This window comes from Stenotrophomonas sp. Br8, from assembly GCF_014763005.1.
In the GTDB taxonomy this organism is placed as follows: Bacteria; Pseudomonadota; Gammaproteobacteria; order Xanthomonadales; family Xanthomonadaceae; genus Stenotrophomonas; species Stenotrophomonas lactitubi.
In genome coordinates this window covers 96766-113448 of the sequence record NZ_JACGTN010000001.1, presented here as the reverse complement: position 1 = coordinate 113448, position 16683 = coordinate 96766, and the positions used below count along the sequence as shown (strand labels likewise).

19 protein-coding genes are annotated in these 16683 nt (G+C 66.3%); 6 read left to right on the top strand and 13 right to left on the bottom strand.

The window, feature by feature from the left end; genetic code table 11:
- Positions 1-4 precede the first annotated feature (4 nt).
- From H3005_RS21090 to H3005_RS00540, 4 genes are all read right to left on the bottom strand, one after another.
- Positions 5-2539 carry a methyl-accepting chemotaxis protein gene (locus H3005_RS21090; protein ID WP_191077390.1) on the bottom strand — a complete coding sequence of 845 codons (2535 nt, stop codon included), beginning with the start codon at positions 2537-2539 and terminating at the stop codon, positions 5-7.
- Between the two features lie 217 nt (positions 2540-2756).
- Positions 2757-3650 (bottom strand): NAD(P)-dependent oxidoreductase, encoded by an 894-nt coding sequence (locus H3005_RS00550; RefSeq protein ID WP_191077389.1) that lies wholly within the window; start codon positions 3648-3650, stop codon positions 2757-2759.
- Positions 3651-3792: 142 nt separating this feature from the next.
- Entirely contained in the window at positions 3793-4566 is a 774-nt protein-coding gene (locus tag H3005_RS00545; RefSeq protein ID WP_191077388.1) for a response regulator, read from the bottom strand.
- Entirely contained in the window at positions 4563-5684 is a 1122-nt protein-coding gene (locus H3005_RS00540; RefSeq protein ID WP_191077387.1) for a histidine kinase, read from the bottom strand. Before H3005_RS00540 ends, H3005_RS00545 begins: the two co-directional genes overlap by 4 nt.
- A gap of 177 nt (positions 5685-5861) precedes the next feature.
- Between H3005_RS00540 and H3005_RS00535 the strand changes: the two genes are divergently transcribed.
- Both H3005_RS00535 and H3005_RS00530 read left to right on the top strand, forming a co-directional pair.
- Positions 5862-6194: a hypothetical protein gene (locus H3005_RS00535; RefSeq protein ID WP_191077386.1), complete on the top strand. Its 333-nt coding sequence runs from the start codon at positions 5862-5864 to the stop codon at positions 6192-6194.
- 129 nt (positions 6195-6323) lie between these two features.
- Positions 6324-6626, top strand: coding sequence for a KGG domain-containing protein (locus tag H3005_RS00530; RefSeq protein WP_100553644.1), 303 nt, complete (start codon positions 6324-6326; stop codon positions 6624-6626).
- 9 nt (positions 6627-6635) lie between these two features.
- Here the strand turns inward: H3005_RS00530 and H3005_RS00525 are convergent, their stop codons facing one another.
- The gene (locus H3005_RS00525; protein WP_191077385.1) at positions 6636-8108 is read right to left on the bottom strand and encodes an MFS transporter; all 1473 of its coding nucleotides are present in this window, start codon (positions 8106-8108) and stop codon (positions 6636-6638) included.
- A gap of 198 nt (positions 8109-8306) precedes the next feature.
- On the opposite strand from H3005_RS00525, the gene H3005_RS00520 reads away from it, so the two are divergent.
- Entirely contained in the window at positions 8307-8867 is a 561-nt protein-coding gene (locus H3005_RS00520; RefSeq protein ID WP_223879985.1) for a TetR/AcrR family transcriptional regulator, read from the top strand.
- 16 nt (positions 8868-8883) lie between these two features.
- Here the strand turns inward: H3005_RS00520 and H3005_RS00515 are convergent, their stop codons facing one another.
- The 3 genes from H3005_RS00515 to H3005_RS00510 form a co-directional block, all read right to left on the bottom strand.
- Complete coding sequence (locus tag H3005_RS00515) at positions 8884-9234, bottom strand: VOC family protein (RefSeq protein ID WP_191077383.1); 351 nt, start codon at positions 9232-9234, stop codon at positions 8884-8886.
- Between the two features lie 98 nt (positions 9235-9332).
- Positions 9333-9533: a hypothetical protein gene (locus tag H3005_RS21105; protein WP_331273719.1), complete on the bottom strand. Its 201-nt coding sequence runs from the start codon at positions 9531-9533 to the stop codon at positions 9333-9335.
- Positions 9534-9620: 87 nt separating this feature from the next.
- A complete protein-coding gene (locus H3005_RS00510; RefSeq protein WP_191077382.1) occupies positions 9621-10529 on the bottom strand; it encodes a LysR substrate-binding domain-containing protein in 909 nt (302 codons plus the stop codon).
- Between the two features lie 76 nt (positions 10530-10605).
- On the opposite strand from H3005_RS00510, the gene H3005_RS00505 reads away from it, so the two are divergent.
- The gene (locus H3005_RS00505) at positions 10606-12105 is read left to right on the top strand and encodes an MFS transporter (RefSeq protein ID WP_223879984.1); all 1500 of its coding nucleotides are present in this window, start codon (positions 10606-10608) and stop codon (positions 12103-12105) included.
- 84 nt (positions 12106-12189) lie between these two features.
- Here the strand turns inward: H3005_RS00505 and H3005_RS00500 are convergent, their stop codons facing one another.
- The 5 genes from H3005_RS00500 to H3005_RS00480 form a co-directional block, all read right to left on the bottom strand.
- The gene (locus H3005_RS00500; RefSeq protein WP_089237109.1) at positions 12190-12642 is read right to left on the bottom strand and encodes a PA2169 family four-helix-bundle protein; all 453 of its coding nucleotides are present in this window, start codon (positions 12640-12642) and stop codon (positions 12190-12192) included.
- A 207-nt stretch (positions 12643-12849) separates the two neighbouring features.
- A complete protein-coding gene (locus H3005_RS00495; protein ID WP_191077381.1) occupies positions 12850-13347 on the bottom strand; it encodes an Ohr family peroxiredoxin in 498 nt (165 codons plus the stop codon).
- A gap of 50 nt (positions 13348-13397) precedes the next feature.
- Positions 13398-14165: an SDR family oxidoreductase gene (locus tag H3005_RS00490; RefSeq protein ID WP_100553652.1), complete on the bottom strand. Its 768-nt coding sequence runs from the start codon at positions 14163-14165 to the stop codon at positions 13398-13400.
- Between the two features lie 115 nt (positions 14166-14280).
- Positions 14281-15309: a LysR family transcriptional regulator gene (locus tag H3005_RS00485; RefSeq protein ID WP_223879983.1), complete on the bottom strand. Its 1029-nt coding sequence runs from the start codon at positions 15307-15309 to the stop codon at positions 14281-14283.
- Positions 15306-15584 (bottom strand): sigma factor-like helix-turn-helix DNA-binding protein, encoded by a 279-nt coding sequence (locus H3005_RS00480; RefSeq protein WP_100553653.1) that lies wholly within the window; start codon positions 15582-15584, stop codon positions 15306-15308. The genes H3005_RS00485 and H3005_RS00480 overlap by 4 nt, the downstream gene beginning before the upstream one ends.
- A 123-nt stretch (positions 15585-15707) precedes the next feature.
- Between H3005_RS00480 and H3005_RS00475 the strand changes: the two genes are divergently transcribed.
- Positions 15708-16187 (top strand): carboxymuconolactone decarboxylase family protein, encoded by a 480-nt coding sequence (locus H3005_RS00475; protein ID WP_100553654.1) that lies wholly within the window; start codon positions 15708-15710, stop codon positions 16185-16187.
- Between the two features lie 35 nt (positions 16188-16222).
- Entirely contained in the window at positions 16223-16630 is a 408-nt protein-coding gene (locus tag H3005_RS00470) for a cupin domain-containing protein (protein ID WP_191077380.1), read from the top strand.
- The last annotated feature ends 53 nt before the right edge of the window (positions 16631-16683 follow it).

Sequence of the window (16683 nt, the reverse complement as noted above, 5' to 3'; positions counted from 1 at the left end):
TGGGTCAAGCTGCACGCAGCGATGCGTGCGGCCGGGCGTCAGCCTGCAGGCGGAAGCGTGACACCGCCACCGCCAGCTGCTCGGCCTGCTCTTCCATCGCCCGTGCCGCCGCCGTGGCTTCTTCCACCAGCGCAGCATTCTGCTGGGTGGTCTCGTCCATCTGCACCACGGTCTGGTTGACCTGTTCGATACCGGCCGACTGTTCGCGCGAGGCGGCCGAGATCTCGGCCATGATCTCGTTGACCCGGCCGACCTGGCCGACGATCTCCTGCATCGTGCGGCCGGCGCCATGCACCAGCTGCGCACCGGCACCGACATGGCCGACCGAGGCGTCGATCAGCTCCTTGATCTCCTTTGCCGCGCCCGCCGAGCGCTGCGCCAGCGCGCGCACTTCGCTGGCAACCACCGCGAAACCGCGGCCCTGCTCGCCCGCACGCGCCGCTTCCACCGCCGCGTTCAATGCCAGGATGTTGGTCTGGAAGGCGATGCCATCGATCACCGAGATGATCTCGGCGATGCGCTGCGAAGAGGTCTCGATCTGCTCCATGGTCTGCACCACCTGGCTGACCACCTGCCCGCCTTCGCTGGCAACGCCCGCGGCCGAGGCCGCCAGCTTGTTGGCCTGCAGGGCGTGATCGGCGTTCTGGCGCACGGTGGAGGTGAGTTCCTCCATGGACGCGGCGGTTTCTTCCAGGTTGGCCGCCTGCTGCTCGGTGCGGCGTGACAGGTCGCTGTTGCCGGAAGCGATCTCACCTGCGGCCAGGCGGATGCTGGAGGCGGACTGCTGGATCTGGCCGACGATCTGGGTCAGCTGCTGCACGGTGCTGTTGGCATCATCGCGCATCACCGCGAACACCCCGTGGAAGTCACCCTCCATCCGTGTACTCAGGTCACCGGCGGCGATGGCGCGCAGCAGCGTCGACAGCGCGGCCAGGTTGTGGTCACTGACCTGCATCATGTTGTTCAGGGTTTCCACCATGCGACGGAAGTCATGCTCGAAGCGCTGGGCATCGCCGCGCACCGCGAAATCGCCTGCCGCCGCCGCTGCGGCCAACTGCTGGATCTGCTCGTTGATGGCCGCCAGGTTGCTCTTGGTGGTTGCCATGGCAGCGGTGAATACCGCCTTTTCGCCCGGTAGTGCGTCCATGTCCACGCTCAGGTCGCCCACCGCGTAGCGCTGCATCACTTCAACCAGGCGTTGGGTGACCGCGTTGCTGTCGGCCACCAGCTGGTTGCTGTCGGCCACCATGCGGCCGTACTCGCCCGGGAACACCGAGGCATCCATGCGGTAGCTGATTTCACCGGCATCATGGCGGCGCGCCATTTCCGCCTGTGCGGCCATCACCGCCTGCAGCTGGCCACGCATGCCCTGCATCGCGTCCAGCAGGCGGCCCACTTCATCGTTGCCCAGCGCCGGCATGGCGGTATCCAGCTTGCCCGCAGCAACATCGCCTGCAATGCGCACCGCCTGCGCCAGCGGTCGCACGGCCAGCCGCTGCAGCAGCAGGTAGACACCGCCGCTCAGCACCAGCGCGGCCACCACACCCACCAGCAGGATGATCCACAGCAGCTCGCGGGCCTGCGCGATGATCACCGCGTGCGGCACCACCACACCCAGCGCGAAACGCTGCGGCGCGTCCCCCACCTGCAACGGCACGTACAGGCGGACGTTGCCGGCAGCGTCGGGCTCGAACGCTTCGTAGGTCTTGTCGGCGGCGATCTGCGCCAGCATGCCGAGGGTGGCGGCATCGGTGCGCGCCTTGCCGATCTCGGCAGCATCGGCCGAGGCCAGCACCACGCCCTTCGGCGACAGCAGCTCGACACGGCCGGCACCCATCGGCGTCAGCGTGGCCAGGTGCTTCTGCAGCGCGTCCAGCGAGAAGTCGACGGTGAAGACGCCGAGGAAGGTACCGTTCTCGACGATCGGCGTGCTCAGCGTGCTCATCAGCACCTGCTTGCCGCCGATGTCGTAGGCATACGGTTCGCTGACCAGCGGCAGCTTGTCGCGGCTGGGCACCATGTACCAGTTGCCCGAGCCGCTGGGCGTCTCGGTGTAGTCGGTCATCGTCGACTGCTGCGGCTTGCCGTCCTGCCAGGCCCAGTAGCTCATGTAGCGGCCGGTGGCGTCGTGCGCCTCGCTGTTGACGAACTCGGCATCCTTGCCGTCGAAGGCATTGGCCTCCCACATGGTGCTCTTGCCCAGCCATTCCGGGTGCGCGTGCAGCTGCTCGCCGATGACGTTGGCCAGGCTGGCGCGATCAGGCGCATCACCGCGCGCACGCTGGGCCAGCACGGTTTCCACCATTGCATCGTTGCTGGCAAAGGCCGTGCCCAGGTCGGCAGCCACCTGGCGTGCCTCGGCACGGGCTTCGCTGGCCATGGTCTGCCGCGAGGACGACACCAGCGCCGAACTGGCCTGGTGATAAATCAGGAACGCGGTCGCGCCGAAGCACAGCAACGCGATCACCGCGGTGCCCAGCATCAGCTTGTGGGCGATGCTGCCGGGGCGACGGGCAGCGACGGAACGGGAAGAAGACATGGGAGGATCCGCAGGCAGTTCAGGTCGACCGGTGCCACCAGGGCACCGCGCAGATGCGCGATCCATCGCGCGGGCCGCCTGCCCTGCCGGATCGGAACCCGGCGCAGGAAAGCGCGCACCGGGTTAGCGGCCATGGCCGGGCGAGGTTGAGGCCCACCGCACGCACAAACCTGAACCTGCTCAGCTGCGGCCGTCGACAGCGGGCCGTGCTACTCGGCTACTCGGCCACGCGGTCGCGGATCCACTCCGCACGGGGCAGGACCTCGATGCTGCCCGCGGCGTACTGCTGCAGAACGTCCTCGGGACCGAAACGCGGCTGCCAGCCCAGCGCTGCGCGCATCCGGCTGCTGTCATAGACCCGGTCGATGCTGAGCGGCAACGGCCAGCCACGGCGCTCGAACTCGGCCAGCAGCTGCGGTGCGCGGCGCGCCAGCACCTGGCGCGGATCGGCCGCCAGCTGCAGGCAGTCCTCGCGCCGGAAAGGCGTCGGCGCACAGGCGAGGTAGCGCTGGAAGGCCGCGCCTTCATCGTGAAGCAGCGCGGCATGCGCGCTGGCCACGTCGCGCGCGTCGATACCGCGGTGCAGGCGGAACATCGCCATGCGATCAGGCGGCTCGGGGAAGCAGCGTGCCATCCGCAGCACGCGCACGGTGAATGTTGCACTGGCCGCCGCTTCGGCAGCGGCCTCGGCCTGCAGCTTGGTGCGGTGGTAGATCGTGCGTGGCAGCGGCTCGGTGTCCTCGTCGATCCAACGGCAGCCGCCGGATACCACGGCATGGCCGTACAACGCCGTGGTGCTGGTCAGCACAAAGCGTTGCACGCCAGCCTCGCGCGCCAGCTGCAGCAGGTTCGCGGTGGCCTCCACGTTGATCTGCTGGAACACCGCGTCGGGTACCAGGCCCACGTGGGGTGCGTGCAGTGCCGCGGTGTGGATCACGGCATCGACCCCCTGCACGGCGCGTTCCAGCGCTCGGCGATCGGTGACATCGGCAATCACGCGCGTGGTGGCGAAGGGACTGCGATCCAGCCCCACCACTTCATTGGTACCCGCCAGCGCACCGAAGATCGCGCGCCCTATCCGCCCGGAACTTCCGGTCAACAGAATCTTCATTGAATCCATTCACTCGACAGCGCCCGGGACCTACCGGGATATCCCGATTCTAGGCAAGCCCGATGGCATCGGCGATAGGAACCGATGACATTCTGCATGCCATCGTCGGCGGGTCGGCGGCGCTTGACCCGGCAACAGGCACTCACGCCTCCGAGCGGGCCGACACCAGCCGCAGGAAGGCTTCGTTCTGGTAGCGGCTCATGCGCAGCTGCTGGCCGTTCTCCAGGGTGAGTACGTGATGGCCGTTGAACCAGGGGTGGATCGTCCTGACCCGCGCTATGTTGACGATGGCCGAGCGATGCACCCGGGCGAAATGCCGGGGATCAAGCCGTTCAGCCAGGCTGTTCATGGTTTCGCGAAGCTCATGCACGCGATCGGCCAGATGCAGCTGCACCGTATTGCGATTGGCGCGGATCCAGAGGATGTCCTGCACCGCCACCAGCAGCACTGCCTCGCCATCACGTACGGCGATACGCTGCAGATGATCCTCGCGCCTGCGCAGCACATCCAGCGCCTGCAGCAGGCGCGTGTTGTCGGCCGCATTGGCGGCCTGGGCCAGCCGGGATTTCGCGCGCAGCAGCGTGGCCGCGAAACGCTCGCGACTGAAGGGTTTGACGAGGTAATCCAGCGCGTTGGCTTCGAATGCACGAACCGCATACTGCTCGTAGGCAGTGACAAATACCGTGGCCGGCATCCGCGCGGCGCCGATGGTGGCCAGCACGTCCAGGCCGGTGATGCCAGGCATCTGCACATCCAGGAACACCAGGTCCGGCGACTGCGCGCGGATGGCTGCCACAGCAGACACTCCGTCACCGCACTCGGCCACGCTGTCGATGTCTGCATCGCCGTGCAGCAGGCGCGTCACCGCGCGCCGGGCGATCGGCTCATCGTCCACCACCAGCACGCTCAAGCTCATGCGGCGCTGCCGTGCACGACAAACTCGGGAGCGTCATCGGCATCGTCCAGTATGCGCAGTGGCAACCGGACCCGGCAGGCCACACCCTGCGGCCAGAGCAGGTCCAGGCGCACCTCGGCCGCATCGCCATACAGCTCGCGCAGGCGCAGCCGCGTGTTGGACAGGCCGATACCATGGCCACCTGGCGCCCCGGGCTGCTGCAGCGTGCTGTTCTGGTTGCGCACCTCGATGCACAGCATGTCACCGTCGCGGCGGCCCTCGATCTCGATGGTGTCTTCGCCAAGGTTGCGGCCGATGCCATGGCGCAGCGCATTTTCCACCAGCGGCTGCAGGATCAGGCTTGGAACCGCGCCATCCAGCAGTTCCGGTGCGACGTAGATGCGGCTGTGCAGGCGATCCTTGAAGCGCGTGCGCTGGATGCCCAGGTACAGCTCGATCAACTCCAGTTCCTGGCGCAGGCTGATTTCCTGGCCGTCGTAGTCTTCCAGAAAGGCACGCAGCAGCTCGCTCAGGCGCAGCAGCATGTCTTCGGCACTGGCCTTGTCTTCATCCAGCAGGGTGATGATGGCGTGCAGCGTATTGAACAGGAAATGCGGCTGCAGCTGCGACTTCAACGCCAGCAACCGCGACTGCGCCAGCTCGGTCGCCAACCTGCTTGCCTCGACCTCGCGGCGCACCTTTTCCTGCTGGAAATGCAGCGCCTGCTGGATCGCGAACAGGGCCCAGTAGGTCAGCAGGCCCATCGCGAAATGCTGGGCAATGAAGTACCACAGCTGCTCGCCAAAGCTGCTGGGCTCGAACCAGGTGGACACCAGGGCTCCCACCACCATCGCCAGCCCGGTTACTCCCGCGCTGGCCAGCAGCTGCATGCCCATACCGGCCAGCCTTCGCTCGGGCCGCAGCGGATAGCGTTCGCCCAGGGCGAACACCAGCGGCGCCAGCGCCGCCCAGGTGAACCACTGGATCATCGACCAGCGCAGGTAGACCTCGAACGGAAATGACTGGCCCTGCAGGCTGTGGCTCAACACCCTCTGCAGGGTGAAGGCGAACGCAACCGCCAGCCACAGCAGCAGGTAACGCAGCACGTCGATCTGGGTATGGCCAAGGCGGATCTTCATTGCATGCGTCCCGGTGCCCGGAGCGGGCCAGCGCCATCTTAGGCACAGCATGGCCGGCAATGAAGCGCGGCGATGACCGATTGCGATTGGTCCTGCTGTCGCGACGATTCGTCCCGGATCGATTGCAGGCGCGTGGCCTCCACCGCCAGATGGCGATGTCCCCAACGGAGATCCCTCATGCACCTGCCCCGCACCCTGCTCGCTGCCAGCCTGTTGTGCATTGCCGCCAGCGCGCCTGCTGCGCCACTGCACTACCTGACCCTGATCAACCGCGCCCATGCAGCTGCCACGTCGGTGGAAGTCGCGGCGAGTGAAACCAACGCATTCCATGCCCTGGCATTGGCCGGGCCCATCGCGGGAGGTGGCGGCCAGGCGACCGTGGCACTGCGCGGAACCGGTTGCCGCGTCGATCTGCGCATCTCCTTCAACGATGGGCGCCGCATCCTGTACAGCAACACCGATGTCTGCCGCGGTGACCGGCTGCTGATCTCGGCGCTCCCTGCGCGATAACCGGTTGTCAAACGCATGCGCAGGACATGTGAGTCCAATGGGGCCGACGTCCACCTGCCGTTAGCCCGCGATGTGGAGCATGAAGCCGTCGCTGATGGCGGCATCCCATTCCACATCCGGAGACTGGCAATGGCCAACTCACATACTGGCAGCAGCAATCGTGGCTTCGCCTCGATGGACGAGGACAAACAGCGCGCGATCGCATCGAAAGGCGGACGCGCCGCACACGCATCCGGCAATGCGCACCAATTCAGCCCGGATGAGGCCCGCGTGGCGGGCCGCAAGGGAGGCGAAGTGATCAGCCAGGATCGCCAGCACATGGCCGCGATCGGGCGCGAAGGTGGGCATGCACGGCATGCCAGTGCCCGCCAGCAACAGCAGCTGCAACGGCAGGACATGCCCGGCAAGCCTGGCAGCGGTCAACAAGGCTGAGTTGTTGGGTCACTGCGCCACATACCGGCGATGCAGGGCAAAGGCTGTCAGCACCGCCAGCGCACCGGCCAGGGCCATTGCCCAGCCGAACCCACTGGCCATCGCCGCGCGGTAATAGCCCAGCAGGTGCGGTGAACTGGACGCCACCGCAGGTTCGAAGATGAGCAGCCGCGCTTGCAGCGCCACCTGCGGTTGGCCAGCGGCATGGGCAGCTGCAGCGAGGTGCTGCACGGCGCGCTGGCTCATCACGCTGCCGAGCAGCGCGATGCCTACGCTCATTCCCGCCTGGCGCAGTGCATTCATCGTTGCCGAAGCGATACCCGCGCGCTCCTGCGGCACGTGGCCCATCACGGCCATGCCCGTCGCGGGCACCGCCAGCCCCATGCCGGCCCCCAGCAGCAACAGCAGGAGCGTTGCATGTGCGCGCGTGCTGCTGGCATCGAGGCCTGGCATCGCACACAGGGCAATGCCGGCCAGTGCGTAGCCGGTCACCAGCGCTGCCGGCAAGCCAATCCGCCCGACAATGCGGCCAAACAGCAGCGAGACTCCACCCATCATCAGGAACTGTGGCGCCAGTTGCAGCCCCGCGTCGGCGGCGCTGCCGCCCTGCACCTGCTGGAAGAACAGCGACAGGAAGAACAGGCTGGCGTAAGCGCTGAAGCCCAGCACGAAGGACGCAACGTTGAGCAGGCGAAAGCGATGATCGGCCAACAGGTCCAGAGGCAACAGCGGGCGCGCGACCCGTCGTTCCACACAGCCGAAGGCCACCAGGCCGGTGAGGGCAAGGGCCAGCGCCAGTACGGTTCGAGGCGCCGCCACTCCATGCTCGCCGATGCCGATCAGTCCATAGCTCAGCGCCGCCAACGCCACGATGCTCAGCAGTTGTCCCGCCGGATCCAGCGCGGCATGCTGCGGGTGCCGTCGCTCGGGAATGCCCCAGGCGCCGAGCGCGATCGCCAGCAACCCCAGTGGCAGGTTGATCAGGAAGATGCTCGGCCATCCTGCACGCTCCACCAGCACACCGCCCAGCAGCGGCCCCAGCACCAGCGCCAAGGCACTGAAGGCCGACCAGCCGCCGATCACCTTTGCCCGCTGCCGGGGATCGGGAAAGGCATGGCTGAGGATCGGCATTGCGCTGGGAATCAGCAGTGCACCCGCTACTCCCTGGATCGCACGTCCCATCACCAGCACCTGCAGACTGCCGGCACAGGCACATACCAGCGAGCCGGCGATGAAGGTGGCGACACTGACCAGCCACACCCGCCGCTGGCCATGTCGATCGCCCAGCGGACCGGCCGACAGCATGAACGCCGACAGTGCGATCGCGTAGGCGTTGATGACCCATTGCAGCCCGGCGATGTCGGTCCGCAGTGCGGTCTGCAGTGTCGGCAGTGCGACGTTGACGATGCTGATGTCCAACGACGCCAGGAAGGTACCGAGATAGGCCGCCAGCACCAGGGCTGGGCGTCGAAAGCGTTGCATGCCGGAAAACCCAGAAGGAACATCGACGCATACATTAATCATTGACTGACCGTCGGTCAATGACTGGCGGTCAGTCAATGCTGTCCGCGCCTTAGAATGGCGCCCACCCTCTTCCAGTCCGGATTGCCGCCGATGATTCCTCCGCACGCGTCAGCCAAGTCCCGCACCAAACCCGCAGAGATCCGCCTGGAGGAGCTGATGGACGCTGCCGAGGCGCTGTTCCTGTCGCGCGGCGTGGAAGCGACCACCATCAGCGACATCGTGGCTGCAGCCGACGTCGCCAAGGGAACGTTCTATACGTACTTCGCGTCCAAGGGCGAAATCCTGCAGGCGCTGGCAAAGCGCTATACCGAACGCTTCCTGGCTGAAGTGGAACTGGCAGTCGAGCAGCATCCGGCCACCGCCGGCGAGGCCCGCCTGCGCGCCTGGATCGAGGCCAATATCCGTATCTATGCGCGCACGCATGCGCTGCATGACGTGGTCTACGCCAATCACCATCACCACGAACGCGGCAACGCCGACCGCAACGCCATCCAGCAGCAGTTGTCGGCAATCCTCGACAGCGGTATCGAGGCAGGGCTGTGGTCGTTGCCCGCGCCACGGGTCACCGCCTCGCTGATCTACGCCGGCGTGCATGGCGCCACGGACGATCTGATCGCCGCACCCGAACAGTCACCCGAGGCGTTCATCGCTGCGGTGGTCGCCGATTGCCTGCGCATGGTCGGCGTGGCGGCGGTACCTGCGAAAAAGCGCCGCTGAGTCGGGTACGCGCTGGCTAGACGTGGGCGAGGATGTTCAACAGGCGACCGAACGGGTCGCGCACGTAGAAGCGACGCACGCCCCATGGTTCTTCGGCCGGGCCATATTCAAGAGCGATGTTGGCGTGTCGCAGGCGTTCGAGTACATCATCCAGGTCGTCCACCTCGATCGAAAGATCCGGCACCGGCGTACCCGATCCGCCTTCGCTGGCGACGCTGAGCTGTGCCAGTGCGGTGCCCTGCCCGCCGTAGGTGACGATCCAGCCGTGGTCCATCAGGATGTCCATGCCAAGGATGTCGCCGTAGAACGCGGCTGCCTGCGCAGGATCGGCACTGGCGATGTTGGCGACGACGCGTTTTACAGCCATGTGGTGGCTCCAGGCGATCACGACCGCGGTCCACGTGCTGCGGCCGGGTGGAAAGGGGCCCATGGATCGGGCCCCCCAATGCGAACGGTATGCAGGCCTCAGATGGCGCCGCACCTGTCCATGACACAGCGATCGTATTCGAACTGGCACTCCATGGCATCAGCACCGCCGGCCACGCAGGCCTGGTAGGCCTTCCAGCACGGCAGGTCACACGGCTGGACCGGACCGGCCACCGCCACCGAACCGGTACACGCAAGTGCAAACACTGCAGCAGCGATCACTTTCCTGATGGCTCGCATCGATATCACTCCTTGATAGGCCTGGTGACTCCAGGCCGCATCACCCTACCCGCGTGTACGGGAGAGGAAGTGAAAGCGTGGGCGTAGCTACTGTCGCAAGGGCAGCATGTCGATGCGTCTGGAGGGCGTGCACCGCACCTGCTCGATGAGCCGGCGGACCACCGGCGCTGTTTCCTGTTCACGGTACAGCGCAGCGATGGTCGAGGCGATGACCGGCCCGGCGATCGGCAGATACACCACGCCCGGCAGCAACAGTGTCCGCTGCAGTACCGACGGCACGATCGCCACCGCCCCATCACCCACCGAGACCTGGGCAAGTACGGCGGCAAGATGGCCGGGACGGGAGCGGATGTCCGGCACGAATCCGCCACGGCGGGCGACTTCCAGCGTGCCTGCGGGCTGCTCCGGCATGATGAACGCCTCCTTTGCCAGCAGCTCCGGCTGCACCGGCAACGCCGCGCGGGCCAGCGCGTGCGATGCCGGCAACGCTACGCAGAACTGGTCTTCGATCAGGATGTGCGAACCGAGCGCATCTGGAACCTCCATCGGAAGGCGGCAGAACACCATATCGATACGACCGTCCAGCAGCAGGTCCGGCAGGTCGGCCATCGGCCATTCACCCACCTGCAGGGCGACATCGGGCGAGGCGCTGCGGAACCGCTGCAACTGCTCCTGCAGCGCGCCCGCATGGACCGCCGAACCCACGTAACCGATCTCGATCCTGCCGATCTCGCCGCGACCCGCACGGCGGCCCACGGCCTCTGCCTGCTCGAACTGGCGCAGCACGTTGCGCGCTTCGGCCAGGAAGATCGCGCCGGCCGAGGTCAGCGTGACCTCGCGTCGACTGCGATCAAACAAGGGCGTACCCAGGCGACGCTCAATCTCCTGGATCTGCACGCTCAGCGTCGGCGTAGCGATACCCAGGCGCAGCGCCGCGCGTCCGAAATGCAGCTCCTCGGCCAGTGCGACGTAGTACTGCAGATGTCGACGTTCCATTCGCGCCCGGTCGTTAGCTTTGACCTAACGTACTTCAAGAACACGGGCAATGAAACAAACGATCGAAGCTGCTTGAATGGGCATTCTTCTCCCACCCGAGTACCTGGTGCCCCTCTCCCCTCCCCGCCGCAGGCCGCCCAACTGGATCCTGATCATCGCCTCGCTCGGCTGCACGATGACAGTGCTGGAAACCAACGCCGTGGCCGTCGCGCTACCGACCATCGCGCGGGATCTGCAGGCGGACTTCGCCGACATCGAATGGGTGATCAGCTGCTACATCCTGTCCTTCACCTCACTGCTTCTCCCCGCCGGTGCCATCGCCGATCGCCATGGTCGCAGGCGGGTGCTGCTGATCGGCATCGCACTGTTCGCCATCTCATCGCTCACCTGTGCGTTGGCACCCACGGCCAGCGCGCTGTATCTGGCCCGCGCGTTCCAGGGCGTGGGTGCAGCCTTCCTGCTGGCGCCGTCACTGTCGGTGATCGGCCACGAGTTCCATGAGGGCAAGCAACGCGACGATGCCTGGGCCTTCTGGGGCACGGCAATGGGCATGATGATGGTGCTCTCGCCGTTGATCGGCGGACTGTTGTCCTCGCTGTGGGGATGGCGATCGGTGTTCATCGCGATCCTGCCCTTCCTCGCCTTCCTGGCCTACGGTGCGGTCCGCTGGGTACCCGACTCCGCCGACACGGTGGTACGCCCACTCGATCCACCCGGCATCATCACCTTCAGCCTGGCGATCTTCGGCATCGTGTTCTTCCTCGTGGAAGGGCTCGCGCAGGGATGGACATCGGTGGTGGCGCTGGCCGGCCTGGGCCTGGGCATCGCGATGGGTACGTTGTTTGCCTGCATCGAACTCAAGCGTCGGCATCCGATGGTCGACCTGCGGCTGCTTGCAAGCCCGCGTTTCGTCGGTGCACTCATCGCCATGATCGGCTACGCGGTCAGCGCGCAGGTGATGGCCTCGATGCTGCCGCAGTACCTGCAGAATGGCGTCGGCCTGAGTGCGCTGGCCACGGGCGCAGGCATGCTGCCGTTCGCCGCGGCAATGCTGTTGTTCCCAAGCGTTGGCAGGCGCCTCGGCCGACGGTTCTCGAGTGAGATGGTGCTGGCCATCGGCCTGTCGGTCACTGCCGCTGGCAACGCGCTGGCCGGTATCGGCGCGTGGCACCACATGCCGGCGCTGGCCCTGCTGGCGATGATCATCATCGGGGCGGGCGGTGGCATCCTCAACGGCGAAACCTCCAAGGCCATCATCGGCTCGGCACCTCGTGACCGCGCAGGCATGGCCTCGGGCATCAGCGCCACGACGCGCTTCGTCGGCATCCTGCTCGGCTTCACGGTGCTCTCCAGCGCCTTGACCGTCGGCATCCGCGCCGGACTGTCAGCCCGTGTTCCCGCAGACGACGTCATGCGCCTGGCCGACAGCATCGCCACGGGTGCGCTGACCAAGGGAGCCCCGGTCGATCTCGCACGGGCGATGTACAGCCAAGGCTTTGCCGCGTCCCTGTGGACCGCCGCGGCTGCGGCGACGCTGGCCAGCCTGGCCGTTGCCCTGCTCAGGAAACGCGCCTGAGCGCAGATGACAGGTGCAGAAACGGCCAGGGCAGCACGAAGCTGCCCTGGCCGTGGCGATGTGGGGGGCGATCGCCAGATGCGATCAGGCGGCCTTCATCGCATGTTTGCGAGCGCGCATCACCGAATGACATTCCTGCACTTCCGGCAGCCACTGGGTCACTTCCTGGCGCACTGCCGGCGGCAGGTCGTTGTCCTTCAGCACGTCGTTGAACGCGCCCAGGAGGCGATCCTCGGACTCTTCAAGTTCAGCCACGTAGCCGTAATTGGTGTCACCGAAGGCAGCGCGCACCTTGCCGTAGAACTGCTGCATGGAACCGACCATGGTGCCGTGCTCGGCCGGCTTGCCACCGGTGGCGGCCACCGAGCTGCTCAGGGAGGACACGATGCGGCCCTTCACCCCGGCGATGCGGACGAACAATGCCGACAGCTCGGCGTCCTTCACCTTGGTTGCGGCTTCCTCGTAGAAGGACTTGCCATCACGTGCGATCTCGATCAGGTCGTTGAGGCGATGCTCGATGGTGGACTGGGTGCTCATGTGTAGTCTCCTCGTTGGGGAAAGGACAACAGTGGTATCCGTTGCCTGCCGAACCAGATTGGCCGAACGCGCGTGGTTCGCGGGTGAGTACCGATTGATGCGGTAATCATGCTGCCGAACCGCACCCCACCGGCTCACGCGGGCGACGCAGCGTCTTCACTGGATCTGAATCCCAAGAGCGGTCACACGATCTTGCAGACAGGACGTCTAGTCCACCGCAACCCTCACCACATGGCTGATGCCACGATGGAACATCTTCGCGTAGGGACACACCCGCTCGGTGTTGCGCACCAGTTCGGCTGCACGTATCGGGTCCATGCCAGGCAGGAACACCACGATCTCGGCCGACAGCAGGTACAGACCGTCCACGGGATCGCGTGCCAACGTCACCGCTACTTCGATGCTGGGGTCGATCAGTTCCAGCCCCGCACGTGCAGCCACGAGCACCATCGCACCGTGGAAGCAGCCGGCGTAGCCCGCCGCCAGAAGCTGCTCGGGATTGGTACCGCCGCCGGGCCCACCCAGCTCAGCGGGCAATCGCAGATCCACCGACAGTGCGCCATCATCCGACCGCACCACGCCTGACGCGCGGCCGTGGCGGGCTGCGCCACCGCTGACCCGTACCCGTCCGGTATACAGCGGGCGCGCCGCATCACCATGGTACTTGTCGAGCACGCTGGTCGAAGGAGGCTTCAGCTCTGTCATTGCAGGCTCCTGCAGCGGAAGACACGCATGAAGCGCGCATCCACCGCGGATCAGGCCGGCTGGCCCTGCGCCAGCCCGGACTGCTGCAACCAACGCTCGAAGCCGATGGTGCCGAGCCATGCCTGTCCCACCGGCACCAGGGTGTCCTGCTGCAGCTGCGCACCGAAGTAGCGCGCCTTGGCATCGCCGATCACCTCGCGCGCATCACCGGTTGCCTGCAGGAAGCGATGGGCCAGCGCCGCCATCGATTCGCGCTCCGGCCCGGCGATCTCCACCATGCCATTGACCGGCGCCTGCTGCGCGATGCGCGCAACGGCATCGGCCACATCCTCGGCGGCGATCGGCTGCACTGCGGCTGTCGGCAGATGCAGGGTCCGGCCGTCACCGGCTGACTGGATGATGCCCGGCAGGAACTCGAAGAACTGCGTCGAGTGGATGATCGTGTACGCCAGGCCCGAATCACGGATCAGGCGTTCCTGGGCGATCTTGCCGCGGAAATAGCCGCTGGCGGCCAGCTTGTCGGTACCCACCACCGACAACGCAACATGGTGGCGCACGCCGGCCTGCACTGCGGCCGCCAGGATGTTGTGGCCGGCAGTCACGAAGAACGACAACACCGCGGCATCTTCGAACGAGGGCGAGTTGGCAAGGTCGACCACGACCTCGGTGCCTTCCATCGCAGCAGCCAGGCCCTCGCCGCTCAGCACATCGATGCCGGTGGAAGGTGCAGCGACGACGATCTGATGGCCGGCCGCATGCAGGCGATCAACCACCTTGCTGCCGATACGGCCGGTGCCACCGATGACGACAATCTTCATGACAGGTCTCCTGGAACGTGGACGGTGCGGATGTGGCTGCATGCTAGGAACGCGTTGGCCTGCGCAGTAGATCCGCAGCGGGCCACGCACTGTTGCCACATCGGCACCAATACGCTCATGCCCATGCCGCCGCATCGCGCTGTACCGCCGCCTGCTGCCGCACCTCCCAGTGCGAGAACACATCCAGATCCAGCGCACGTATGCGTTGGGTGCTGAAGTCGATGAATGCGCGGATCCGCTTGGGCAGCTGGCGTCGGCTGAGATAGCACAGGTAGTGGCCACGATCGTGGGGCGCGTAGCGGTCCAGGCAGGTCAATACAGCACCTGTGCGCAGCGCATCGCTTACCTGGTAGCTGGGCAGCTGGGCGATCCCCAGCCCGTCGATCACTGCCTGCAGGACAAGATCGGCATCATTGAACACCACCTCCGCCGGCGGTTGCAGATTCACGTCCTGGCCGTCCACGCGGAAATCCCAGCGTTGCAGGCGCCCGGCGGGCAGGCGTCGGCCGATGCACGCGTGGGCTGACACCGCCTCGACCTCCTCCGGCAGGCCGTGCGCCTGTGCATAGGCAGGCGACGCACAGACCACCAGCTGCATGGGCACCAGCTGTTTGGCGATGACCTGGCTGTCTTCCAGCACTCCATCGCGGAAGGCCACATCGATGCGGTCTGCAACCAGGTCCGGCACCTGCTCGTCCAGCAGCAGCTCCACCGAGACCTGCGGATGCTCTGCGCGGAAAGCAGACAGCAGCGGCGCGATCACCCGGCGTCCGAAGCCATGTGTCGCACTGATCCGCAGATGCCCGCGCGGCGGCCCCTCGCGCAGATCGCGCATTTCGTCCAGCGCCTGCAGGATGCTCGCAACGCCCGGGCTGCAGCCTTCCAAAAACAGCTCGCCTTCGCGGGTCAATGTTGTCGAGCGCGTGGTACGCAGGAACAGGCGCACGCCCAGCTGCCCCTCCAGCTTCTGCACGCTGCGGCTGACCGCCGAACGACCGATGCCAAGGCGATCACCGGCGCGCGCGAAGCTGCCTTCAGCGGCTACCGCGATGAACGCCAGTACGCCGGCATAACTGGCGGAAAAGGACGCATTGAGGGAATCACGGCCGTCACTGGCCGTACAGGACTGCGGCATGACATTCATGGTGTTCCAGGCTCCAGGGAGTCGCGTCGGGCGAGCAGGTGGGCGCGTGCATGGTCCAGGCGCTGGCGGCATGTCGTCAGGTCCAGCCCCAGCAGCGGCACGATGTCTTCGACGCCCGCACCCAGCACGTCATGCAGCAACAGCACGGCCCGCATGTCCGGTGGCAGTTCGTGCAATGCGGCAAGGAAGGCCTGCCAGACCCGCTCGCTGGCGGGGCAGGCTGCTGCACGGTTCGGGGCAGATGGGGTGTCCATGCCCGGCAGACGGGTGAGCATCCGCCCCTGTGACAGTCCATTGGTGATTTCTGCACAACACCGCGCAGCCCTGCCCCCGCCTATCGGGCCTCCGGCAGCGGACGTAGCCTCGCTGCGTCCCTCAATTCCCTCCGGAACATCGCCATGAACCAACGCTTGGACTACGCCGCGCAGTCGCCCGAACTTTTCAGGAAGCTCGGTACCTTCTCCCATGCCGTGCACAACAGTTCGATCGAAGCGGCCATCATCGATCTGGTCAACATCCGCGCCTCGCAGCTCAACGGCTGCGGGTTCTGCCTGGACATGCACGTGAAGGAAGCAACGATCCGTGGCGAACGCCCACTGCGCCTGCACCATGTCGCGGCGTGGCGCGAATCGAACCTGTTCAGCGCGCGCGAACGTGCCTGCCTGGCGTGGACTGACGTGCTCACCCACCTGCCTGCGCAGGGCGTTCCCGACGACATGTACGAGCGCGTGCGCAGCCAGCTGTCCGAACAGGAAATCGTCGATCTGACCTACGCGGTGATGGCAATCAACGCCTGGAACCGCGCCAACGTAGCCTTCCGTACGAAGCCCGGCTCGCTGGACCAGACCTTTGGCCTGGACAGGGCCGGTCTGGCCTGAGCTTCGACTGCACACTTTCCTGCTGGAGACCTGCCATGCGTTCACTCCGTTCCCTCGCCCTGCTGGCCCTGATGCCGCTGACCAGCAATGCCGCCACACCCTCGCCGAGCGCCCCCGAGCCCATCGTGCGCGAGGTCATGACCCGTCCATTGCCGGAACAGCCGGGCAAGGAAGCACTGATCCTGACGGTGCAGTACCCACCCGGCGGCGCCGATCCCGTGCACCGGCACGATGCCCACGGCTTCGTCTATGTGCTGCAGGGCCGCATCGTGATGGGCGTGGCCGGCGGACGCGAGGTTACCCTCGGCCCCGGCGAAGCCTTCCATGAAGGTCCCGCCGATCTGCACACCGTGGGCCGCAATGCCAGCCAGACCGAACCTGCCACGTTCGTCGTGTTCCTGATCAAGGACATCGGCAAGCCGGCGGTGCTGCCGCCACACTGACCGCCTCCGGTCGGCGCAGTACCAGCCACCTTCACAGGTCCGCCGATGTCACA